Raw genomic sequence first — 22,167 nt, 5'->3', positions numbered from 1 at the left:
TGAATTCACAATGGCCAGACTGGAAGTGAACCGTTCCGGCGAGCTGGAAGTGTTTGTGCGCGTGGTCGAGCTGGGCGGCTTTTCCGCCGCCGCGCGCGCCTGCGGCATGACGCCGTCGGCCGTCAGCAAGCTTGTCTCGCGGCTGGAAGAGCGCCTGGGTGCGCGCCTGCTGAACCGCTCCACGCGCCAGCTGCAGCTGACGGCCGAAGGCTGCGGCCTGTATGAACGGGGACAGCACGTGCTGACGGCGCTGGACGAGGCCGAGCGCTGCGCCGGCGTGCAGGATGTGCCGCGCGGCAGAATCAAGGTCAATGCGAACGTGCCGTTCGGCCAGCATTTCTTGTTGCCGCTGGCGCCGCTGTTTCTCGAACGCTATCCCGAGGTGACGCTCGACATCGTGCTCACGGATGCCGTCGTCGATATCCTCGAGCAGCGCACGGACGTGGCCGTGCGCGCGGGGCCATTGAAAAGTTCCAGCCTGCTGGCGCGCAAGCTGGGCCAGACGCGCATGGTCATCGTGGCATCGCCAGCCTACCTGGCGCGGCGCGGCACGCCGTTGACGCCCGCCGACCTGGCATCGCACAACTTGCTCGACGCCAATTACGCGCGCGCCCGCTCGGGTTGGCCGCTGCGCCTGCCCGAGGGCGACATCGTCGTGCCCGTCGCGGGCAATGCGCAAGCAAGCGATGGCGAAGCCTTGCGGCAACTGGCGCTGGCGGGACTGGGACTGGCGCGCCTGGCCGCCTTCCAGGTGCGCGCCGATCTCGCGGCCGGCCGGCTGCAGGCTGTGCTGGAAGAGTGCAACCCGGGCGACAGCGAGGAAGTGCATGCCGTGTTCGTGGGGCAAGGCGGGCATGTGCCGCTGCGCGTGCGCGTCTTTCTCGACTTCCTGGCGCAGCACGTCGAGCTGGGGTGATGCGATAGCCTGCATCCGGACACGGCCGCGCAGTACAATATCGGACGGGCCGCAATGGTTCGGCCCGTATTGTGCCTTTGAATGGAAATATGTTCCTGGTAAAACCTGAACGCCGCCGCCTGCTGCAGGTGGGCGCAACCGTGGCTGTTATCACGCTGGGTCTGGCCTCTCGCGCCTTTCCCCAATTCGTCCCTGCCGCGCTCGGCAAGTATCCGGGCGACGCCCTGTGGGCCATGATGATCGTCTTTGCGCTGGGCATCGTCGCCACGCGCATGCGCACGTGGCAGCTGGCGCTGACGGCCTTGCTGATCTGCTTTGCCGTGGAATTCGGCCAGCTGTACCAGGCGCCGTGGATCGTCGAGTTGCGCGCGCATCCGCTGGGGCACCTGGTGCTGGGCTCCGCCTTCGGCTGGGTCGACTTGATCGCCTACACGGCGGGCGTGGCGATCGCGGCGCTGGTGGATAAAGCGGCGCTGTTCAAGCGCCGCTAATCCTGATTACTTGACGTTACCTTCGGCGTCGCGCAATTCCACGGGCGCCAATTTCAGCTTCGACAATTGCGAGGCGATCTTTGCCTTGTCGCCCACGCCGATGACGATCAGCTTTTCCGGCTGCAGGTATTTTTTCGCCACCTGCTGCACCTGCTTGTCCGTCACGCTGGCAAAGCGCTGCGGCAAGGTTGTGTAGTAGTCGAGGCCCAGGCCGTAGATGTACGTGTTGGCCATGCTGGCGCTGATACTGGCATTCGTGTCGAACTGGCCCGGCAAGGACAGCACTTGCGAGTTGCGCGCATTCGCCAATTCCTTGTTGCTCAAGGGCTTGGCGATCATGACGCGGATTTCCCTGACGGTTTCCGATACGGCCGGGCCCGTCACATCGGTGCGCACGCTGGCGGCAATCGAGAATGGCCCGGGCTGGTTGCGGTACTGGAATTGCGAGCGCACGCCATACGTGTAGCCCTTTTCTTCACGCAAGTTGGTGTTCAGGCGGCTGGTAAACAAGCCGCCCAGCGCCGCGTTCATCACTTGCAGCGGCGCGTAATCGGGCGTGGCGCGCGGCACGGCGATGGTCGACAGGCGCACGGCCGTTTGCGGCGCGCCCGGCTTGTCGACCAAAATCAGCTTGGCCTTTGTCGTCTGCGGTGCGGCGGCCACGGCCGGCGCCACCGTGCCTGGCTTCCAGCTGCCGAACTTGGCTTCGGCCAGCGCCTTCAATTCCGCTTCGCCGATATCGCCCGAAACGATCAGGGCCGCATTATTGGGCAGGTAATGCTGCTGCCAGAAACCTTGCAGGTCGGCGCGGCTGGCCGCTTTCAGCGCCGCTTCCGTGCCCAGCTGGATATAGCCATACGGATGCTGCGGGCCATACAGGGCCGCCGCTTCCACGCGGGCCGCGACAAAGCCCGCGTTTTCGCGCTGCTGCGCCAGCTGTCCGATGCGACTGGCGCGCTGGCGTTCCACTTCTTCCTGCGGGAATTGCGGGTGCAGCACCACATCGGCCAGCACATCGAGCGCTTGCGGGAACGTGGCTTTGAGCGACGTCAGCTGGGCGAACGACGCGTCCACGCCGGAGCCGGTATTGAGCAGGGCGCCCAGCTGCGCCACGTCGTCGGCAATCTGCGGCGCGCTGCGCGTGGCCGTGCCTTCCTGCAGCAATTGCGCTGTAAAGCTCGACAAGCCCGGCTGCGCCAGCGGATTGGCGCCCGAGCCGCTTTTCACCACAAGCTGGCTGGACACGAGCGGCACGGCCCCGTTGTAGTGGTGGATCACGGTCAAACCGTTCACCAGGGTGAACGATTTTCCTTGCGGTAAAACAATCTTCGGCGCGGGGCCCGCCTTCGGCACGGCATTGCGCCATGGCTCGTCCGCATTGATGGCCGTGCCAGGCGCAGGCTTGACCTTGCCAGGCGCCGGCGTCGGCACTTCCGCGCCCAGGTCCGGCGTGCCGGGCACGCCGTAGACGACCACGCGCGACTGGTCTTTCAGGTACTGGTCGACGGCGCGCTGCACGCCGGCCGCCGTCACCTGGCGGTAGCGCTCGATATCCTTGGCCAGGTAACCGGGATCGCCCACGTACTGGTTGTATTCGTTGAGCAAGTTGGCCACGCCGTGGCCGCCCATTTTTTCCACCTGGCTCAGCATGCTCGTCTCGATGCTGTTGCGCGCGCGCTCCAGTTCTTTCTCGGTTGGGCCCTTGGCGCGCAATTGCTCCAGTTCCGCCTGCAAGGCTTGCTCGATTTCCTCGGGCTTGCGGCCCGGGCGCGCCGTCGCGTCGATGGTGAAGATGGAGGTGAGGGCGTTCGAGCCCTGGCTGGCGCCCACGTCCTGGGCGATCTGCTTGTCGTACACGAGGGACTTGTATAAACGGCTGGACTTGCCGCCGGCCAGGATGTGCGCGGCTATCGACAGTTCCGCGTCATCCTTGGTGTAGGCGGATGGCGTCAGCCAGGCCATGAAGACGCGTGGCAATTCTACCCGGTCCTGCACCACGATGCGGCGTTCCTGCGTGATGGGCGGCGTCACGACATCGGGTTTCGGCACGGCCGGGCTGCTCTTGAAGCTGCCGAAGTATTTGTTGACCAGTTTCTTGGTCTTCGCCTTGTCGATGTCGCCCGCGATCACGAGGCTGGCGTTGTTGGGGCCATAGTATTTGCTGAAGAATTCCTTGATGTCGGCCAGTTTCGCGTTCTGGATATCCGCGTGCGAACCGATGACGCTGGCGTAATACGGGTGGGTCTTGGGAAACAACTGGTGGTACAGCGCTTCCTGCACGATGCCGTAGGGCGCATTCTCCACGCTCTGGCGGCGCTCGTTGCGCACCACGTCCTGCTGGTTCGTCAGCGCCGTCTGGTCGAGCACGTCCAGCAGATAGCCCATGCGGTCGGAATGCGTCCACAGGGCCAGTTCCAGCTGGTTCGACGGTACCGTGTCGAAATAATTGGTGCGGTCGAAATCCGTGCTGCCGTTGGAATCGGTGGCGCCCGCGCCTTCGAGCAACTGGTCGGCCATGCCGCGCGGCACATGCTTGGTGGCGGCAAACATCATGTGCTCGAACAAATGCGCAAAGCCCGTCAGTCCCGGCGCTTCATTGGCCGGTCCCACGTGGTACCAGATGTTGACGGCCGTGACGGGCAATTTATGGTCTTCCACGAGAATGACGTCAAGGCCGTTCGGCAAGGTGTATTTTTCGTAGGCAATGTTTGGCACGGCCGTGGCGCCCGTCGTGACGGCCGCATCGGCGGCGTGGGCGAGGGTGAGCGGGGCGCCGTACAGCGACAGCAACAGGGCGGGAATGGCCAGCAGTTTGATCGGTTTCATGCATGCTTCCAGGGATGGGTGGAAAAACGCTGCGGCTCGCTCGTGGCTGGCGCAGCGCGACGGTACTACAGTCGTTACTACGGTCGGTGCTACAGTTTATACAGCAGGGCCGCGCCACCCAGCACCAGCAGGGCGCAGGCGACGGAGACGATGGCCGCCGCGCCCAGCAAGCGCCATTCGCGCGGAGAAAACCAAGCGGTGGACAGGGGCGCTTCCGGCGCAGGCTGGGGCACGGCCGCAGGCAAGCCGCCCGCCGCGCGCGCCTGGGCCGCCAGCGCCTGTGTGGCGGCGTCCAGCAGGGCCAGCTGGCGCTCGACGGTTTCCGCCAGCACGGCTTCGTTCAGCGCCACGAGGGCGAATATCGGGTCGTCGACGTCGACCTTGATGCCCGTCTTGTCGAACACGTGGCTGCGCAGTTTGTGCCGATCCATCTACCACTGCACCTTGTCGAGCTGTTCGAAGATGTCGCGGTAGACAACCTTGATGCGCTGCTTTTCCATGATGTTGAACTTGTCGTTCTGCAGCACTTCCTGCATCGTCAGGCGCGCCGTGTTCATTTTCTTGACGTCCGCGCCGAAAGTGTCGGGATTGCGCTGGCTCAAGGTGATGCTGCCTTTGACGCGGGCGCGGTTGTCGCTGTACGACTGCGATTCGACGAATTGCTTGCCGGACGCCGATTGCAGCAGGCCGAAGTGTTCGTTTTGCCACAGCACCAGCGGCACTTTCGTCGATTGGGCCGTGGCAACAAAACCCGTGGCCGTGTCATGCAAGGTATCGCCGCCGCCGACGATGGTGTGGATGTACACCTTGCGGCCCGATTCTTCCAGCAGCGAAAAACAGTCGTTTTCCAGCAGGTAGCCCATCAGCGGCGAAAAGGTGTTGGCGCCATTGTCGACCACGCAGTTGCCGTCCGTGTCGAGAATGTCGATCATCAGCGCGTCGAAGCGTTTCGGGTCGATGTTGCGCGCATCCGTCATCACGGGCACGTGCTTGACGTTCATCGCCTTGTAGCGCGAAAAAGTCGCGTTTTCCTGGTCGGTGTCATAGCAGCGCAAAGGCGTGTCGTCCTTGCCGCCTATCCACTGTGCCAGCAGGGTCGAGACGAGGGTCTTGCCGATGCCGCCCTTGCCCTGCAGGATGAAATGTACCGTGTTTTGCATTGCGACTACTCCAAGTTGTTGCGTCAGTGACAATCCAGGATCCGTGACAGCGGCGACTGGCATTTTTACCACAATCCTTTGCAAATATGCCATGCGGAACAGCGAATCTGGTTATGATGTTAATCAGGATACCATTGATGCAGAGCAAGTTTTGTGTGAAAAATGCACCCCCAGAGTGTGAACGAGGACGCAGTGCCGATCTCCAGTCTCGATAAAGCCGACATTGACCGTCTGAATCAGCAAGCCCTGTCTTGCCTGGTCGGCAACCGCCGCCAGGCGCGCCGGCTGGCGCAGATGGCGCTGGCGGCGGCGCAACGACAACAGTATGCACGCGGCGGCGCGTATGCGGAACTCAATCATTGCTGGCTTGCGTATTACGCGGGCGAGGCCGAACCGTCATGCGACCGCCTGGGCGCGTATTTCCAGCAAAGCGGCGACCTGGAAGGGGGCATGGAGGTGGCCGCCCTGCAGGGCGCGTATGCGAGCCGGCGCGGCGATTTTGCCGATGCCGAGCAGCATTTCCTGCAGGCGCGCAGCCAGGCCGCGCAGATCCCCGATTCCCTGCACAAGTTCATGCTGTACGCGCGCCTGGGCGTCGACGCCTTGAACCGTGGCGATACGCAGGACGGTCCGCGCAATTTCCTGCTGGCGCTCGACATCGCCGAGCGTTTTGGCAGTCCCGCGCACCGCGTCAACAGCCTGTCGAACCTGGCGTCGTCGCAGCACGACCTGGGCAACGATGAAGACGCCATTCCCCTGCTGGTCGAGGCGCTCGAGATCATCGGCACGCAAAAGCTCAAATACCAGCAAACCATCGTCTCGGCCAACCTGGCCATGTGTTTATTGGCCACGGGCAAGCCGGCCGAGGCGCTGGCGCTGGTGGAACCGTTTTACGAGTGGCCGGAAGAAGACCTGGCCGTGCGCGCCTTTCTGTTCTGCATCGCCGCCCATGCGGCCATCCTGCTGCGCCAGCCCGACAGTGCCTTGCAACTGCTGTTGCGGGCGGAAGAATATGCGCGCCGGGGCCAGGACCTGGAAGAGCAGATGCATGCGTGGCTGGTGCGCGGCAAGCTGGACTTGCACGCGGGCCAGACGGCGCAGGCGCTGGCGTCCCTGACGCAGGCGCACAGCCTGCTGAGCTGGACGCGCAATCCATTCCACCAGCAGCAGATCCTGCGGGGGCTGGCCGACATCAATGCCCAGCTGGGCGAATGGCAGGCCGCGTATGGCTATTTGCAGCAATACCAGGCCGCGTACGAGGCCAGCAGCAAGTCGGCGCGTGCCTCGCGCAGCCTGATGCGCAACCTGGAAAAGGAAATGCACAGCCTGAAAGCCGAGCGCGACAAGGCGCTGGAACTGCAGGCCGCGCGCGAATCGGAAAACGTCAAGCTCGAGCACCTGAACCGCGAACTGGCGCACCAGATCCTGCACGTCAATTCCCTGCAGGACAGCCTGAAGGAGCAGGCCATGCGCGACCACCTGACGGGCCTGTACAACCGCCGCCATTTTGAAACCTGCCTCAACGCCATCCTGCACGAGGCCGATGCGGATGCGCCCGTGGCCATCGCCATCATCGACCTGGATTTTTTCAAGCGCGTCAACGATACCTACGGGCATAACTTTGGAGATGAAGTGCTGATCCAGTTCGCGCGCCTGGTGGAAGGCCAGCTGCGCGGCACCGATATGGTGTGCCGTTATGGCGGCGAGGAATTCTGCCTGCTGTTGCGCGAAGCCGACAGCCTCATCGCCGCGCACAAGATCGACGATATCGCCGCGCGCTACCGCCAGCTGCTGATCCAGCAGGCGCCGCACAGCTTGACGGGCTGCACCTTTTCGGCCGGCATCGCCGAATATCCGCGCCACGGCGCCGGCCGCCACGAATTGCTGATGCGCGCCGACAGCGCCCTGTACGCGGCCAAGCAGGCGGGCCGCGACCGCGCCTGCATCGCCGACGCTACTGGATAAAACGCAGCAGTCCGCGCAGCGCGTGCGCTACGGCCTGCTCGCGCACGGCCTGGCGGTCGCCCGAAAATACCAGCCGCTGCGTCTGCACGCGCCCGTCCATGGCCCAGCCGAAGCAGACGGTGCCGACGGGCTTGCCCGGTACGCCGCCCGTGGGGCCGGCGATGCCCGTGGTCGAGACCGCCACCTGGGCTGCGCTGTGGGCCAGGGTGCCTTGCGCCATGGCGGCGGCCACTTCCTCGCTGACGGCGCCGTGTGCGGCGATCAGTTCGGCGGGCACGCCCAGCATGCTGCTCTTGGCCCCGTTGGAATAGGTGACGAAACCCCGTTCGAACCAGGCGCTCGAGCCCGGGATATCGGTGACGGCCTGCGCCACGCCGCCGCCCGTGCACGATTCGGCCGTGGCCAGCAGCAGGCCTTTCGCCTGCAAGGCCAGGCCGACGGCGGTGGAGAGGGGGACGAGTTCCTTGCTCATGATGACTCCTGCATGCGTTGAAAATGGTGGCGAGACTGTAGCATGGGCCACGGTAAAAGAAACTTTCCCCGGTACCAGCGAAAATGCGTACACTCTTTTATACATTTGCTACCACTTCGGGCTGGCAGGCGCTCTGTCGCTGCGCTACCCGGGTGCGCATCGCTCGAACAGGCAAGCGGCATGGTGCCGCGCCTTCGTATGCATTATCTTTACTCGGTTGTCATGGCAATTCTGAACTGGACCTGGTGGCGTCATCCTGGCCCCTTGCGCCGCCCCGCGCGCGGCGCTGCTTGCCGCTCCCTGCGCTGGGGCTGGCTATTGCTGCTTTTTGGCGTGCTGTGCGCCGATGCGCGATCGCAGGTGCCGGGGGAACTGGAACGCCAGGTCAAGGCCGGGTATCTGTACAAGTTTGCCGGCTATGTCGAATGGCCCGACGGCAGCTTTGCCCGGCCCGAATCGCCGCTGGTGATCGGCGTGGCGGGCGCCGATGCGCTGGCCGAGCAGCTCGAGCAGAGCGTGGCCGGGCATAGCGTCAACGGCCGCGTCGTGCAAGTGAAAAAAGTGCGCCGCGGCGAAGCGCTGGCCGGGCTGCACGTGCTGTACCTGGGGGCGCTGGAGAAAACGGCGCTGCAGGAAATGCTGGCCGCCAGCCGTGGCCTGGCGTTGCTGACGGTATCCGATTCGGATGAGGTCTACGCGATGGGCAGCATGATCAATTTTGTGATGGCCGAAGACAAGGTCCGCTTCGACGTGGCCTTGAAACCCGTGGCGCAGGCGCATATCCGCATCAGCGCGCGCATGCTGCTGGCCGCCTACCGCGTGCAGACGGGGGGCGCCTAGATGATACGACTGCGTTCCATCCGCCACAAGCTGATGTCGGTGGTCTTGCTGACCACCCTGGTGGCGCTCGTCATTTCGCTGGGCACCATCGTCGTCTACGACTTGCGCGCCTACCACCGCAACCTGGTGGCCGACATCAGTACCCAGGCCGAGCTGCTTGGGCACATGAGTTCGGCCGCGCTGGCCTTCGACGACGAGCGCCTGGCGCTGGAAAACCTCAATTTGATGCGCATCCGTCCGCGCGTGACGGCCGGCGCCCTGTACAAGGCCGACGGCAGCCTGTTTGCCAGCTACCGCGCGCATCAGCACGTGGGAGAGCTGCCGGCGAAGGCGGGCAAGGAAGGCGTCAGCATCGCGGGCAAATCCGTCGAATTGTTCAAGCCCATCGTCGACAATGGCGAATTGCTGGGCACCGTGTATCTGCGCGCCGATTACGAGCTGGCCGGCCGCACGGCCGATTATCTGGCCATCGCACTGGGTGTGACGGTGCTGGCGCTGCTGGTGGCCTTGCTGCTGCTGCGCCGCCTCGATTTCGTCATCACGCAGCCCATCCTCGACATCGCCGACGTGGCGCGCGAAGTGATCGAGACGGGCGATTACTCGCGCCGCGCGCGCAAGCTCAGCGTCGACGAAGTGGCGCAGCTGGTCGATTCCTTCAACAAGATGCTGGCCGAGATCGAACTGCGCACGCAGGCGCTGGAGCGCTCGAACGGCGAGCTGGCGCGCGAGGGCGAGCAGCGCACCGAGGCGCAGCAGGAAGTCATGCGCCTGAACCAGGAACTGGAAGTGCGCGTGCACGAACGCACGATGCAGCTGGAAATGACGAATGGCGAACTGGCCATGGCGATGGAAGAGGCGCGCAGCGCCAACTACGCCAAGTCGGCGTTTTTGTCGTCGATGAGCCATGAATTGCGCACGCCATTGAACGCCATCCTGGGCTTCGCGCAAATCCTCAGTTCCGACCGACTGCCGTCGACCCTGGAGCAAAAGAAGGAATTCGCCGGGCATATCCTGAAATCGGGGCGCCACCTGCTGACACTCATCAATGAAATCCTCGACCTGGCGAAGGTGGAATCGGGCACGGTCAGCCTGTCGCTGGAACCGGTGGGCCTGGACGCCATCTTGCAGGAATGCCGCGACATGATCGCGCCGCTGGCCAGCCAGCGCGGCATCGGCATGACTTTCCCCGACGCCTGCCCGCTGAACGTGCTGGCCGACCGCACGCGCCTCAAGCAAATCCTGTTGAACCTGCTGTCGAATGCGCTCAAGTACAACCGCGAGCGGGGGCAGGTGGCCATCGATTGCGCGCCGCAGGCGGGCGGGCGGGTACGCATCAGCGTGCGCGACACGGGCGTGGGTCTCGACGGCGAACAGGTGGCACTGCTGTTCCAGCCTTTCAACCGGCTGGGGCAGGAGGGCGGCACTGAAGAAGGCAGCGGCATCGGCCTGGTGGTCACCAAGCGCCTGGTCGAGCTGATGGATGGCAGCATCGGCGTGACCAGCGCGCCCGGCGAGGGCAGCACCTTCTGGATCGAGCTGCGCGTGGTGGACGCCTTGCCCATTCCAGCGGCACCCGCCTTGCCGCGGCCTGACCTGGCCGGGGCGCTGCTCGATCACAGCGCGCCCGTGACCTTGCTGTACGTGGAAGACAATCCCGCCAACCTGACCCTGGTCGAGGAAATCGTGCGCTACTGCCCCCAATTGCAGCTGCTGACGGCCACCGATGGCCGACTTGGCGTGGAAATGGCGCGCACGCACCTGCCGCAACTGATCCTGATGGACATCAACCTGCCGAACGTGAATGGCACGGATGCGCTGAAACTGCTGCGCGCCGATCCGCGCACGGCGCACATCCCCGTCATCGCCCTGACGGCCAACGCCATGCCGGGCGACGTCGAGCGCAGCCTGGCGCTGGGCTTTTACCGCTATCTGACCAAGCCGATCAACCTCGATGAATTTACCGAGGCGATCAACAGCACCCTGGCCTACGTGGCGCAGCAGCGCCGGCAGAAGGGAACAGGCGCGCCATGATCAGCCAGGCCGATATCTATGCGGCGAAAATTCTCATCGTCGACGACCAGGACGTCAATCTGCGCCTGCTCGAGCATTTGCTGCAAAGCGGCGGCTACACGGCCATCACCAGCACCCTCGACGCGCGCGCCGTGGCCGGCCTGCACCAGCGCCACCAGTTCGACCTGATCATCCTCGACCTGGTGATGCCGGGCATGAGCGGCTACGAGGTGATGGATGCCTTGCGTCCGCTGGAGCTGGAAGGCTATCTGCCCGTGCTGGTGATCGCGGCCGACCCGGACGCCAAGCTGGCGGCGCTGGAGGCGGGCGCGCGCGACTTCATCAGCAAGCCCTTCGACGCGCTCGAGGTGCTCACGCGCATCCGTAACATGCTCGAAGTGCGGCTGCTGCACCGCGCCGCGCGCCATTACAACACCCTGCTCGAACGCACGGTGGGCCAGCGCACGGCCGAACTGCAGCGCTTTCGCGGCGCCATGGATGCCACCACGGACGCCATCTTCCTCGTCGACGTGCTGGGCATGACCCTGGTCGACGTCAACGACGGCGCTTGCCGCCTGCTCGGCTATGCGCGCACCGAACTGCTGGCGCTGGCGCCCGGCACCTTGCTGCCATCGCCGCCGGCCCCGCCGCTGTCCGCGCTGCCGGGCGGCGCGGCCCACCTGGCCACGGAAGTGACGGAGTGCGAACTGGTGCGGCGTGACCTGAGCCTGATCCCCGTGGAGCTGGGTTGGCACTGGTATGCGCAGGCGCCCGTGGCGGGCGGCTATCCTGGTACCCCTGGCGCGGGCGGCCTGCTGCTGATCGCCGTGGCGCGCGACATCAGCGAGCGGCGCCAGGCGCAGGAGCGCCTGAAGCACCTGGCCCATTACGATGGCTTGACGGGGCTGCCGAACCGCAGCCTGTTCTACCAGACGCTGGCCCAGGCCGTCGAACTGGCGCAAGAGAAAAGCTGGCGCATCGTGGTGCTGTTCATCGCGCTCGACCGTTTTAAAAGCATCAACGACACCCTGGGCGCGGCGCTGGGCGACGAATTGCTGCGCCAGTTCAGCAACCGCCTGGTCGAATGCGTGCGCCTGCGCGACACGGTGGGGCGCCTGGGCAACGACGAATTCGCGCTGATACTGACCATGAGCCGCAACCAGCAGGAAGCCGTGGCCGTGGCCAACCAGGTGCGCGAAGCGCTGCGCGCGCCATTCGACTTGCGCGGCCACGCGGCCACCCTGACGGCCAGCATCGGCATCGCCATGTATCCGGACGACGCCACCGACCCGGAAACCTTGATCAAATACGCGAATACGGCCATGGGCGGGGCCAAGCAGGCGGGCCGCGACGGCTACCGCTTTTTCACGGCCGGCATGAACGTGCAGGTGCTGGCGCGCCTGGACCTGGAACTGGCGCTGCGCCATGCGCTCGAACACGATCAATTCATCCTGTACTACCAGCCCAAGGTGGATTTGCGCACGGGCCGCATCAGCGGCGTGGAAGCGCTGCTGCGCTGGCGCCGTCCCGGCTACGGCCTGGTGGCGCCGGCCGAATTCGTGCCCGTGCTGGAAGACACGGGCCTGATCGTGCGCGTGGGCGCCTGGGTGATCCAGGCCGCCTGCCGCCAGATCGCCGAGTGGCGCGACAGCGAAGTGGGACCCGTGCACGTGGCCGTCAATGTATCGAGCCGCCAGTTTGCCGAAGGCGACCTGGAAGGCGAAGTGACGCGCGCGCTGGCGCTGCATGGCGTGGCGCCGGAATTGCTGGAACTGGAGCTGACGGAAACGGCGCTGATGTCGAACGCCGAGCGCACCATCGTCGTGCTGGGGAAATTGAAGAAAATCGGCGTGAAGGTGGCCATCGACGATTTCGGCACCGGCTATTCGAGCCTCGCGTATCTGCAGCGCTTCCCCATCGACAAGCTGAAAATCGACATCGCCTTCGTGCGCAACATCACCAGCAATCCGAACGACGCGGCGATCGCGCTGGCCATCGTCAGCATGGCGCATAGCCTGAAACTGAGCGTCGTGGCCGAGGGCGTGGAGTCGCGCCCGCAGCTCGAATACCTGCGGCGCAACCGCTGCGATGAAATCCAGGGCTTTTATTTCAGCCGCGCCCTGCCGGCGCTGGAACTGGGGCAGATGATCGTCGCCGGCGCCGGCCTGCCGCCCGGCCATGACCCGGCCGCCCAGCCGGCGCAGACGCTGCTCATCGTCGACGACGATGTCAACGTGCTGTCGTCATTGCACCGGCTGTTCCGTCCCGAGGGCTACCAGATCCTCACGGCCAGCACGCCGGCCGAAGGCTTTGAAATGCTGGCCCTGCACAGGGTGCACGTGATCGTCTGCGACCAGCGCATGCCGAGCATGAGCGGCACGGAATTCCTCAGTAAAGTCAAAGAACTGTACCCGGAAACCATCCGCATCATCCTGTCCGGCTACACGGGCCTGGAAGCCGTGCTCGACTCGATCAACCGGGGCGCCATCTACCGTTTCTATACGAAACCATGGGACGACACCCAGCTGCGCGACAACATCCGCCTGGCCTTCCAGCACTACTGGATGGTGAACCAGCCGGGGCTGGCGCGGGTGGCGGCGGTGCGCTAGCCGTCCTTATGCGCTGAAATGGTCGAAGGAAGACAGCTGCAGATCGAGCGGCACCCCTTTTGCATCCACCAGCCGCAAGCCTGTTTTGGCCTCGATGCTGCCCACGCGCGTGACTTGTGTGCCGCAGCTTGCCGCCAGGGCGGCGATGGCATCGCGCGACGATGCCGGCGCCGTGAAGCACAATTCATAATCGTCGCCGCCTGCGGCCGTGTAGCGGTGGCGCAGGCCTGTTTCCTGCTGCGCCAGCACGGGGCCGGCCGGCAAGGCGTCGACGTCGAGGGTGGCCCCCACCTGCGACGCTTTCAAGATGTGGCCCAAATCTCCCACCAGGCCGTCCGAGATGTCGATGGCAGCATGCGCCAGGCCCGCTTCGGCCAGCGCGCAGCCGAGCGCCACGCGCGGCGTCGGCGTGTGCATGCGCGCGGCGGCCGTCAGCAGGTCTTCTGGCGACAATTCCTGCTCCATCCGATAGCCGGCCAGCGCCAGGCGAGCGTCGCCCAAGGTGCCGCTGACCCAGATATCGTCGCCCGCCACGGCCGCGCCGCGGCGCAGGGCCTGGCCCGGCGCCAGTTCGCCGAACACGGTGATGCAGATATTCAAAGGGCCCTTGGTGGTGTCGCCGCCGATGAGTTCGCAATTAAACGCGTCGGCCAGCGCAAACAGGCCGTCGGCAAAGCCGGCCAGCCAGGCGCGCTCCGCTTGCGGCAAGGCCAGGGCCAACGTAAAGGCCACGGGACGCGCACCCATGGCGGCCAGGTCGGACAAATTCACGGCCAGGCTTTTGTGACCGAGCATGCGGGCGTCGGCGCCGGCAAAGAAATGCCGGTCCTCGACCAGCATGTCCGACGAGATGGCGATCTGCTTGCCGGCGCCGGGCGTAATCAGCGCACAATCGTCGCCGATGCCCAGGGTGGCGCGGCCGGGGCGCTGGCGCACGAAATATTGTTTGATCAGGTCGAATTCGGAAAGCGCGTCGTGTGGGGCCATGGCGTGGTCAGTTCGTTGAGTGAGGGTGTGGCCCGGCTATTATAGGCTGGCATACAATAGGCGCCTTTGCCACTGCCGATCCGCTTGCCATGCCCATCCCCGATATTCACGTCTTACTGCAATCCTGGCTCGATCACGGCTGGCTGCGCGACCCGCAAGCCGTCGGCTTGAGCACCTTCGAGGCGCCGGAGCTGGCGGCGCGCGGCTTCGACGCCATCAGCGACGGCAACCAGCTGTGCCTGTATGAAGATGCGCGCCTGTTCCGCCGCGCCGGCCGTCCCGTGCCGGCGTCGTTCAAGGTGTATCTGCAGCGCGGCCAGCTGGGCGCAAATGGCCTGGAACTCGGCTATCAGGTGCACCTGGCCGGTTTCCTGCGCGCGGCGCGGCAGCCCTTGCCGGCGTGTCGCGTACTGCTCGAGCAGGGTGGCCGCAGCGGCGCCTTGCTGTTCAACAATGGCCTGGTGCTGCAGTTCGCCGCCAATTTGCGCGGCAAGCCCCGTCATTACTATCTGACCCTGGTCGAGGGCCACGTGGCCGACGCCCAGCTTCCGGACCGCGACAGCGATATCGACTTGCGCGCGGCCAGCGTGGGCCATGTCCAGGCCATCTACGACAGCCGCGACCCTGCCGAATTGCAGCGCCTGGCACGGCGCGGCAATGCGGCGCTGCGCGAACTGGCGAGTCTGCTCGCTTAAATTTTCTTCGCCTGCGCCATGCCGTGCAGCAGCTTGGCCAGCAACTGGTCGAGCTGGCGCTGCTCGTCGGCGCCGAGCACCGACAGCATGGCGCGCTCGTTCTCCACGTGCAGCAGCACGAGTTTTTCTATCAGTTCCAATCCCTTTTGTGTCAGCGCCACCAGCACGCCGCGCCGGTCCGTCGGGTGCTTCTGGCGTTCGATCCAGCCGGCCGCTTCCAGCCGGTCGATGCGGTTGGTCATGCCGCCCGAGGACAGCATGGCCGCCTCGTACAGGGCCGTCGGCGTCAGGCTGTAGGGCGCGCCCGAGCGGCGCAAGGTCGCCAGCACGTCGAATTCGCCCGGTTGCAAGCCGTGTTCGGCGAACAGCGGATTGAGCCAGTCGCGCGCCATCAGTTGCGCCACCGTGCCCAGCTGGCCCACCAGCTGCATGGCGCGTGTATCCATCTGCGGCAGCTCGCGTTGCCATTGTGCGGCGGCAAATTGCGCGCGCGTGTGTTCTTGCGGGGTAGTTGTCATGGGCTATCCATTTATCTTGACCTCAAGATAGATTTCTATCTTTATGTTAAGATACTTTTCATCGAGTCATATTTGATGACGCATTAAACCATGTGCCTCCCAGCGAGGCAAGGACTATCCCATGCCTTCCGCCCGACCTGCCGTATCCCCTTCTTCAACGTCTTCGGCCCTGCTGGTGGCCGCCATCATCCTGCTGGGCCTGAACCTGCGGCCCATCCTGGCCGCCATCGGCCCTTTGCTTGACAGCATCCAGGCCGGCACGGGCCTCAGCAATGCCGATGCGGGCTTGCTGACCACCGTGCCCGTGTTTGCCATGGGCGTGTGTGCGCTGGCGGGTGCGCAGCTGCAGCGGCGCCTGGGCGTGGCGCGCGGCATCTCGCTGGGCATCGCCATCATCGCTGCCGCCTGCGCGCTGCGCTGGCCTTTGCATGGCAGTGGCGGCCTGATCGCCACGGCGGCCCTGGGCGGCCTGGGCATCGCGCTGGTGCAGACGTTGCTGCCCGCCTTCATCAAGCGCCATTTCCCCGAGCGGGCAGGCCAGTTGATGGGCTTTTACACGACGGGCATCATGGGCGGCGCCGCCATTGCCGCCGCGTCCGCCTCACCCTTGGCCCAATCGCTGGGCTGGCAGGCGCTGCTGGCCTTGTGGGCGCTGCCGGCCGTGGCCGCGGCGCTGCTGTGGCGGCGCGCATCGGCCGCGCGCGTGGACGTGGCCGGCGGCGCGGGTGCCAGCTTGCCCGTGGGCAGTGGCCGCGCCTGGCTGCTGATGGTGTTTTTCGGCATCGGCACGGGCGCCTATACGCTGGTGCTGGCCTGGCTGCCGCCGTTTTACACGGAGCTGGGCTGGAGCGCGGCCGACAGCGGCTTGCTGCTCGGTGGCCTGACCCTCGTGGAAGTGCTGGCGGGACTGGTGATTTCCAGCGTCATCCACCGTTTTCCTGACCGCCGCATCCTGCTGTTGTCCGTCCTGCTGGCCGTGCTGGGCGGCCTGGCTTGCCTGATTGTGGCGCCCGCACAACTAGCGCTACCCGCCGTGATATTGCTGGGCTGCGGTATCGGCTCCCTTTTTCCGCTGTCGCTGATCGTCAGCATGGACCACGTGCGGGACCCGGCCGGCGCCGGCGCGCTGCTCGGTTTTGTGCAGGGCGGCGGTTACATCATCGCCAGCAGCATGCCGTTTATCGCCGGCCTGATCCGCCAGCATTCGTCCAGCCTGGCCCAGGCGTGGATGGTGATGGCCGCTGGCGTCGTGCTCTTGCTGCTGATCGCCGTGCGCTTCGCGCCAGGTGCGCGGCTGGCGTCGCCTGCGGGAAAAATCGCGTAGGCTGTCGGTTTGTCCTTGATAGAAAGATGCCGCCATGGCCGACCACATCGCCACGCCACCATCGCTGCTGCCCGCCAACCGCCGCATCGTGCTGTCCGGCGAGGATGCGCTGCGCATCCTGCGCGAGATCGAATTCCTGCTGCAGTCGCTGCATCACATCGGTCGCCATTATTATCCCGACGGCGACGATGATGGCGCCGATGCCCAGCGCCGCGCGCAGTATTGCGCGGAGACGACCCGCTTCATCGACGCGCAGCAAGCGACGACGCGCCTGGCGCTGATGCGCAGCATTTTGTCCGCGCCGTTCGACACCACCCTGGGGGCGGACGACATGGACGATATCGAGCGCGCCGTCGAAGCGCTGCCGCTGTGGCGCGCCCCTGGTGATCCATCACAAAAACTAATTGAAATCTAAAATTTGATAGTTTTTCCTGTTCAGGACGTTTGTGCCGCCGGACGGCCTTACAATGCTAGGTTATGCGTTTTCGTGATATCAGACTGTGGCTAGCGGAAAATACCTAGCTAATTGAAAGAATCGGTCTGATAAAATCCGGAACACCCGATCGACCAAACAGGAAGGCAGCACAGCATGGATTCGTCATCTGATAAAAAAGAAGAATTGCGTCAACAATTGCGCTTGGCCGCACTCGAGTATCACGAGTGCCCGCGCCCCGGCAAAATCAGCGTGACGCCGACCAAACAACTGACCAACCAGCGCGACCTGGCACTGGCCTACTCGCCAGGCGTGGCGGCACCGTGCGAAGAAATCGTCATCGATCCGGCCAATGCCTATAAATATACGGCGCGCGGCAACCTCGTGGCCGTCATCACCAACGGCACGGCCGTGCTGGGACTGGGCAATATCGGTCCGCTGGCCGCCAAGCCTGTGATGGAAGGCAAGGGCGTGCTGTTCAAGAAATTCGCCGGCATCGACGTCTTCGACATCGAGATCAACGAGATGGATCCCGATAAACTGGTCGACATCATCGCTTCGCTGGAACCGACCTTCGGCGGCGTGAACCTGGAAGACATCAAGGCGCCAGAGTGCTTCTACATCGAGCGCCAGCTGCGCGACCGCATGAAGATTCCCGTCTTCCATGACGACCAGCACGGCACCGCCATCATCGTCGGCGCGGCCATCCTGAACGGCCTGAAAGCTGTCGGCAAGAAAATCGAAGAGTGCAAACTGGTTGTGTCGGGCGCGGGCGCCGCGGCGCTGGCCTGCCTGGACCTGATCGTCGACCTGGGCTTCCCGCTGAAAAATATCTACGTCACCGACCTGGCCGGCGTCGTCTACAAGGGCCGCACGGAATTGATGGACCCGGACAAGGAACGCTTCGCGCAAGACACGCCGCTGCGCACCCTGGCCGAGATCATCCCGGACGCCGACATTTTCCTCGGCGTCTCCGCCGGCGGCGTGCTGAAGCAAGACATGGTGCGCAAGATGGCGCCGAACCCCTTGATCCTGGCGCTGGCCAACCCGAATCCGGAAATCCTGCCGGAAGAAGTCAAGGCCGTGCGCAGCGACGCCATCATCGCCACGGGCCGTTCGGACTATCCGAACCAGGTCAACAACGTGCTGTGCTTCCCGTACATCTTCCGCGGCGCCCTCGATTGCGGCGCGACGACGATCACGCGCGAAATGGAAATTGCCGTCGTGCACGCGATCGCCGACCTGGCGCATGCCGAGCAGTCCGACATCGTGGCCACGACGTACGGCATCAGCAACCTGTCGTTCGGTCCTGAATACCTGATCCCGATGCCGTTCGATCCGCGTTTGCTGATCAAGATCGCGCCAGCGGTGGCCAAGGCGGCCGAGGATTCCGGCGTTGCCACGCGTCCGATCAAGGACTTGCAAGCGTACGCGGACAGCCTGCAGCAATTCGTCTACCGCAGCGGCACCTTCATGAAGCCGCTGTTCCTGATGGCCAAATCCACGCCGGCCGAACTCAAACGCATCGTCTACGCCGAAGGCGAAGAAGAGCGCGTGCTGCGCGCCGTGCAAGTGGTGGTCGATGAAAAACTGGCGCGTCCTATCCTGGTCGGCCGTCCACCCGTGCTCGAAGCGCGCATCCAGAAGTTCGGCCTGCGCCTCAAGCAAGGCGTCGACTTCGACGTCATCAACCCGGACTTCGACGAGCGCTATCGCGATTACTGGAACACGTATTACGCGATGACGAGCCGCAAGGGCGTCACCGAGGAATACGCGAAGCTGGAAATGCGCCGCCGCCACACCCTGATCGGTTCGATGATGATCCACAAGGGCGACGCCGACGGCATGATCTGCGGCACCTTCGGCACCACCCAGCTGCACCTGAAATACATCGACCAGGTGCTGGGCAAGCGCGCCGGCAGCAACGTGTACGCCGCCATGAACGTGTTGATCATGCCGGAGCGCCAGTTGGTGATGGTCGACACGCACGTCAATGAAAATCCGGACGCCGAGCAGCTGGCCGAGATCACCATCATGGCCGCCGAAGAGATGACCCGCTTCGGCCTGTCGCCGCGCGCGGCCCTGCTGTCGCATTCCAACTTCGGTTCCAGCGACAGCGCCTCGGCGCAAAAGATGCGCGCCGCCTTGGCCATCGTCAAGGAACGCGCGCCGGACCTGGAAATCGACGGCGAAATGCACGGCGATACGGCTCTGGACAGCAAGCTGCGTCAAAAACTGATGCCAAATTCGGCACTGAAGAACGACGCCAACCTGCTCGTCATGCCGAACATCGAGTCGGCCAACATCGCCTACAACCTGGTGAAAACGGCGGCCGGCAACGGCATCGCCGTGGGCCCGATCCTGCTCGGCTGCGCCAAGCCCGTGCACATTCTGACGCCATCGGCCACCGTGCGCCGTATCGTCAACATGACGGCACTGTGCGTCGTGGACGCAGTGGCTCAGCGTAAAGTCTAAGCGTTAGCTGCGCATGAAAAGCCGCCCCGTCCGCAAGGAGGGGCGGCTTTTTTACATGGGTGGCACGGGCAGGGCCGTGGCGGCCGGATGGCGGCGCAGGTAATAGTGGCGGTACAGCATGATCTCGCCCCACACCAGCAGCAGCGCCGCCAGCGCGAACAGGCCCAGCGTGATCTTGAGCGAATTGAAATACGCGCCGGCCTGGCGTTTGATGGCGTCGATGAAAATCATCGGCACTGATTTGTCGAGTTTGCTGAAGTCGGCCTGGCGCGCCACATCGGTGGTCAGGCGCACGGCCAGGTCGGTGCCCAGACTGGCCAGTTCGCCCGTCGCCTGGCCACGGAAGCCGGCGCCCTTGAGCGCTTCGCCCAGCACGCTTGCCCTGGCGATCAGCTGTTCCTGCAGCACTTGCGTCAGCAGCACGCTGCCGCGGCGCAGGATGAATTCATTGATCCAGCGCGCCTTGCTGCGTTCCCAGTAACTGCCTGATGTCGGCCGGTAATACAGGTCTTGCACGAAGGGCTCGATCAGGCTGCGCATGCTGATAGGCTGGCCCGGGGCGATCAGCTTGACCTGCTGTTCCAGGTAGACGCGCAGCGCCGGCATCTGCGCTTCGACCACCGGCTGCAGGTCGCGCTCGAGGGCCTGATTGACGACGCGGTGCACGCTGTGCACGGCGCCAAAGCCGCCGCCGAGGAGCGGCAGCGCGACCAGGATCAACACATAGCTGAGCTTGGCGGCCACGTGCCAGGCGGGCGGACGGCGCACCAGCAGGCATTTTCTGGCCAGCTGGTAGCAGATGCCGAGCGCCAGCACAAAGCCGATCACGCCATACAGCAGCATCCACGGCAGGGCGCTCCACAGCAGGTCGCTGCCGAACGGCGCCAGGGTGCTGCCCCAATTGACCAGTTGTTCCTTCATGTACATTGCCTTAAAGTAATTGATCAGGCAATTATAGCTATTTAACAAATAGACATGGCGCGCTTGACCTCAGTGCGCCATCAGGACCGGTTGATGTGGGTCAAAAAAGCACAGGCCCTGGTCATGTACAAGCGCATTTTTCGGAAATGCCGCTCTATTTGATGTGCATCAAAATGCTTCACTGCCTGCCGGCGATAATGGCATCGAACTCCTTGCCCTTCCAGTGGTCTGCATCGGCGCCGGCGTCATCTGTCCGGCACTTCCTTGTGTGACGCAACAACGCTGGCCGTGGCGGGAGTTCACTCTTCATGCCTGCGCGTGGTGTTCCTCTTGCTCTGCCCAGCGCAGCCGGATGGCGTCGATGGCGGGCAGTTCCTCGACAAACAGCTCGACCAGCCGCGCATCGAAATGGCTGCCTTGTTGTTCTTGCAAATAGCCCACGGCATCGATCACCGACCATGCGCGCTTGTACGGGCGCACCGAGGTCAGCGCGTCGAAGACGTCGGCCACGGCGACGATGCGTCCCGCCAGCGGGATCGTCTCGCCCGCCAAGCCGTTCGGGTAGCCGCTGCCATCCCATTTTTCATGGTGCGCCAGGGCGATTTCGCGGGCCAGCGCCAGCATGCCGCCCTCGGCATGTTCGCCGATGATGTCGCCGCCGATGCGCGCATGCGTCTGCATGACGGCCCATTCGTCCGCGTCGAGCTTGCCCGGCTTTTGCAGGATGCGGTCGGGGATGCCGATCTTGCCCACGTCGTGCATGGGCGCCGCGTGCAGCAGGTCGTCCGCGGCGGCCTCGTCCATGCCGGCGGCCACGCCCAGCAGGCGCGCGTAATGGCTCATGCGGATCACGTGCAAGCCCGTTTCATTGTCCTTGTATTCGGCTGCCAGGCCCAGGCGCTGGACTATCTGCAGCCGGGTTTCCTTCAGTTCGTCGATGCGTACCAGCGACAGGTGCGTGCGCACGCGGGCACGCACGATGGCGGGGCTGAGCGGCTTGGTGATGTAATCGACGGCGCCCGCTTCAAAACCGCTCAGTTCATCGCGCATGTCGTTCAGGGCCGTGACGAAGATGACGGGGATGGCGGCCGTCAGCGGCGCCGCTTTCAGCTGGCGGCAGGCATCGTGGCCGCTCATGCCCGGCATCATCACGTCGAGCAGGATCAGGGCCGGGCGTTCCTGCCGCGCCAGTTCCAGGGCCCGCGCGCCATCCTTGGCGAACAGCAGCGCGTAGTCGTTCTGCAAGATCTGGCGCAGCAATTGCAAATTGGCCGCTTCATCGTCGACGACGAGAATCACGGGCCTGGCGCGTGCATTCATGGGGACTCCGGGGCGAAGGTGGGCAGCAGGTCGTGCAGGAGCGACTGCGCCAGGGGGAAATCAAAGTCGTCGATGGCGTGCAGCAGCGGCGCCAGCGCGTCCGCTTGCGCACCCATGGCGTGCTGCAATTGTGCTTGCGCCGCGTCATCGAGTTCGCCGCGCCGCAGGGCGTGCAGCAGGGAACTGGCCGCTTGCCGGGCGGCGG

The 22,167-nt window shown here is 64.6% G+C and carries 19 protein-coding genes; 10 read left to right on the top strand and 9 right to left on the bottom strand.

All coding sequences use genetic code 11. The annotated features are described in order from the left end of the window. Window positions 1–10 precede the first annotated feature (10 nt). Both VM94_RS16515 and VM94_RS16510 read left to right on the top strand, forming a co-directional pair. The gene (locus VM94_RS16515) at window positions 11–916 is read left to right on the top strand and encodes a LysR family transcriptional regulator (RefSeq protein WP_046684374.1); all 906 of its coding nucleotides are present in this window, start codon (window positions 11–13) and stop codon (window positions 914–916) included. 89 nt (window positions 917–1,005) lie between these two features. Continuing rightward, complete coding sequence (locus tag VM94_RS16510; RefSeq protein ID WP_046684373.1) at window positions 1,006–1,407, top strand: ribosomal maturation YjgA family protein; 402 nt, start codon at window positions 1,006–1,008, stop codon at window positions 1,405–1,407. A gap of 6 nt (window positions 1,408–1,413) precedes the next feature. On the opposite strand, the gene VM94_RS16505 is transcribed toward VM94_RS16510, so the two are convergent. The 3 genes from VM94_RS16505 to VM94_RS16495 form a co-directional block, all read right to left on the bottom strand. Next, a complete protein-coding gene (locus VM94_RS16505; RefSeq protein WP_046684372.1) occupies window positions 1,414–4,233 on the bottom strand; it encodes a M16 family metallopeptidase in 2,820 nt (939 codons plus the stop codon). 89 nt (window positions 4,234–4,322) lie between these two features. Further along, entirely contained in the window at window positions 4,323–4,664 is a 342-nt protein-coding gene (locus VM94_RS16500; RefSeq protein WP_052755790.1) for a hypothetical protein, read from the bottom strand. After that, on the bottom strand, window positions 4,665–5,393 hold the full coding sequence (locus tag VM94_RS16495) for a hypothetical protein (RefSeq protein WP_046684371.1): 729 nt from the start codon (window positions 5,391–5,393) through the stop codon (window positions 4,665–4,667). Window positions 5,394–5,585: 192 nt separating this feature from the next. Between VM94_RS16495 and VM94_RS16490 the strand changes: the two genes are divergently transcribed. Beyond that, window positions 5,586–7,358, top strand: coding sequence for a GGDEF domain-containing protein (locus VM94_RS16490; protein ID WP_235432927.1), 1,773 nt, complete (start codon window positions 5,586–5,588; stop codon window positions 7,356–7,358). Here the strand turns inward: VM94_RS16490 and VM94_RS16485 are convergent. Further along, the gene (locus VM94_RS16485; RefSeq protein WP_046684369.1) at window positions 7,348–7,830 is read right to left on the bottom strand and encodes a CinA family protein; all 483 of its coding nucleotides are present in this window, start codon (window positions 7,828–7,830) and stop codon (window positions 7,348–7,350) included. The genes VM94_RS16490 and VM94_RS16485 overlap by 11 nt on opposite strands. 222 nt (window positions 7,831–8,052) lie before the next feature. On the opposite strand from VM94_RS16485, the gene VM94_RS16480 reads away from it, so the two are divergent. From VM94_RS16480 to VM94_RS16470, 3 genes are read left to right on the top strand one after another with little or no spacing between them, the layout of a single operon-like run. Next, window positions 8,053–8,670, top strand: a complete 618-nt coding sequence (locus tag VM94_RS16480) for a YfiR family protein (protein ID WP_160309299.1) — start codon at window positions 8,053–8,055, stop codon at window positions 8,668–8,670. Then, window positions 8,671–10,701: an ATP-binding protein gene (locus VM94_RS16475; protein WP_046684367.1), complete on the top strand. Its 2,031-nt coding sequence runs from the start codon at window positions 8,671–8,673 to the stop codon at window positions 10,699–10,701. It begins immediately after the preceding gene. Further along, window positions 10,698–13,289 carry an EAL domain-containing protein gene (locus VM94_RS16470; RefSeq protein WP_046684366.1) on the top strand — a complete coding sequence of 864 codons (2,592 nt, stop codon included), beginning with the start codon at window positions 10,698–10,700 and terminating at the stop codon, window positions 13,287–13,289. The genes VM94_RS16475 and VM94_RS16470 overlap by 4 nt, the downstream gene beginning before the upstream one ends. 6 nt (window positions 13,290–13,295) lie before the next feature. On the opposite strand, the gene thiL is transcribed toward VM94_RS16470, so the two are convergent. Further along, window positions 13,296–14,276, bottom strand: a complete 981-nt coding sequence (thiL, locus tag VM94_RS16465; RefSeq protein ID WP_046684365.1) for a thiamine-phosphate kinase — start codon at window positions 14,274–14,276, stop codon at window positions 13,296–13,298. Window positions 14,277–14,365: 89 nt separating this feature from the next. On the opposite strand from thiL, the gene VM94_RS16460 reads away from it, so the two are divergent. Further along, entirely contained in the window at window positions 14,366–14,971 is a 606-nt protein-coding gene (locus VM94_RS16460) for a hypothetical protein (protein WP_046684364.1), read from the top strand. Here VM94_RS16460 and VM94_RS16455 read toward each other — a convergent pair. After that, window positions 14,968–15,489, bottom strand: a complete 522-nt coding sequence (locus VM94_RS16455) for a MarR family winged helix-turn-helix transcriptional regulator (protein ID WP_046684363.1) — start codon at window positions 15,487–15,489, stop codon at window positions 14,968–14,970. The two genes, VM94_RS16460 and VM94_RS16455, sit on opposite strands and share 4 nt — an antisense overlap. 121 nt (window positions 15,490–15,610) lie before the next feature. Here VM94_RS16455 and VM94_RS16450 point away from each other — a divergent pair, with 121 nt between their 5' ends. From VM94_RS16450 to VM94_RS16440, 3 genes are all read left to right on the top strand, one after another. Beyond that, the gene (locus tag VM94_RS16450) at window positions 15,611–16,813 is read left to right on the top strand and encodes an MFS transporter (protein WP_046684362.1); all 1,203 of its coding nucleotides are present in this window, start codon (window positions 15,611–15,613) and stop codon (window positions 16,811–16,813) included. Between the two features lie 34 nt (window positions 16,814–16,847). After that, complete coding sequence (locus VM94_RS16445) at window positions 16,848–17,228, top strand: hypothetical protein (RefSeq protein WP_200899225.1); 381 nt, start codon at window positions 16,848–16,850, stop codon at window positions 17,226–17,228. A gap of 174 nt (window positions 17,229–17,402) precedes the next feature. Further along, complete coding sequence (locus tag VM94_RS16440; protein WP_046684361.1) at window positions 17,403–19,721, top strand: NADP-dependent malic enzyme; 2,319 nt, start codon at window positions 17,403–17,405, stop codon at window positions 19,719–19,721. 51 nt (window positions 19,722–19,772) lie between these two features. Here the strand turns inward: VM94_RS16440 and VM94_RS16435 are convergent, their stop codons facing one another. From VM94_RS16435 to VM94_RS29065, 3 genes are all read right to left on the bottom strand, one after another. Beyond that, a complete protein-coding gene (locus VM94_RS16435; protein ID WP_138828978.1) occupies window positions 19,773–20,642 on the bottom strand; it encodes a hypothetical protein in 870 nt (289 codons plus the stop codon). A 306-nt stretch (window positions 20,643–20,948) separates the two neighbouring features. Then, window positions 20,949–21,962, bottom strand: a complete 1,014-nt coding sequence (locus VM94_RS16430) for a response regulator (protein WP_046684359.1) — start codon at window positions 21,960–21,962, stop codon at window positions 20,949–20,951. After that, window positions 21,959–22,167, bottom strand: a 209-nt coding sequence (locus VM94_RS29065) for a hypothetical protein (RefSeq protein ID WP_235432926.1), incomplete at its 5' end; no start/stop codon positions are given. The genes VM94_RS16430 and VM94_RS29065, both read right to left, overlap by 4 nt.

Origin of the sequence: Janthinobacterium sp. KBS0711 (genome assembly GCF_000988085.1) — a bacterium.
Taxonomy (GTDB): domain Bacteria; phylum Pseudomonadota; class Gammaproteobacteria; order Burkholderiales; family Burkholderiaceae_D; genus Janthinobacterium; species Janthinobacterium lividum_E.
Note: the sequence above shows the minus strand (reverse complement) of the source record. Positions and strands in the feature narration are given on the sequence as shown.

Coding starts and splice junctions, on each gene's coding strand:
- VM94_RS16430 (WP_046684359.1), bottom strand. CDS start 21,962: ATGAATGCACGCGCCAGGCCCGTGATTCTCGTCGTCGACGATGAAGCG.
- VM94_RS16495 (WP_046684371.1), bottom strand. CDS start 5,393: ATGCAAAACACGGTACATTTCATCCTGCAGGGCAAGGGCGGCATCGGC.
- VM94_RS16485 (WP_046684369.1), bottom strand. CDS start 7,830: ATGAGCAAGGAACTCGTCCCCCTCTCCACCGCCGTCGGCCTGGCCTTG.
- VM94_RS16445 (WP_200899225.1), top strand. CDS start 16,848: ATGGCCGACCACATCGCCACGCCACCATCGCTGCTGCCCGCCAACCGC.
- VM94_RS16435 (WP_138828978.1), bottom strand. CDS start 20,642: ATGAAGGAACAACTGGTCAATTGGGGCAGCACCCTGGCGCCGTTCGGC.
- VM94_RS16460 (WP_046684364.1), top strand. CDS start 14,366: ATGCCCATCCCCGATATTCACGTCTTACTGCAATCCTGGCTCGATCAC.
- VM94_RS16480 (WP_160309299.1), top strand. CDS start 8,053: ATGGCAATTCTGAACTGGACCTGGTGGCGTCATCCTGGCCCCTTGCGC.
- VM94_RS16475 (WP_046684367.1), top strand. CDS start 8,671: ATGATACGACTGCGTTCCATCCGCCACAAGCTGATGTCGGTGGTCTTG.
- thiL (WP_046684365.1), bottom strand. CDS start 14,276: ATGGCCCCACACGACGCGCTTTCCGAATTCGACCTGATCAAACAATAT.
- VM94_RS16515 (WP_046684374.1), top strand. CDS start 11: ATGGCCAGACTGGAAGTGAACCGTTCCGGCGAGCTGGAAGTGTTTGTG.
- VM94_RS16455 (WP_046684363.1), bottom strand. CDS start 15,489: ATGACAACTACCCCGCAAGAACACACGCGCGCGCAATTTGCCGCCGCA.
- VM94_RS16440 (WP_046684361.1), top strand. CDS start 17,403: ATGGATTCGTCATCTGATAAAAAAGAAGAATTGCGTCAACAATTGCGC.
- VM94_RS16510 (WP_046684373.1), top strand. CDS start 1,006: ATGTTCCTGGTAAAACCTGAACGCCGCCGCCTGCTGCAGGTGGGCGCA.
- VM94_RS16450 (WP_046684362.1), top strand. CDS start 15,611: ATGCCTTCCGCCCGACCTGCCGTATCCCCTTCTTCAACGTCTTCGGCC.
- VM94_RS16500 (WP_052755790.1), bottom strand. CDS start 4,664: ATGGATCGGCACAAACTGCGCAGCCACGTGTTCGACAAGACGGGCATC.
- VM94_RS16505 (WP_046684372.1), bottom strand. CDS start 4,233: ATGAAACCGATCAAACTGCTGGCCATTCCCGCCCTGTTGCTGTCGCTG.
- VM94_RS16470 (WP_046684366.1), top strand. CDS start 10,698: ATGATCAGCCAGGCCGATATCTATGCGGCGAAAATTCTCATCGTCGAC.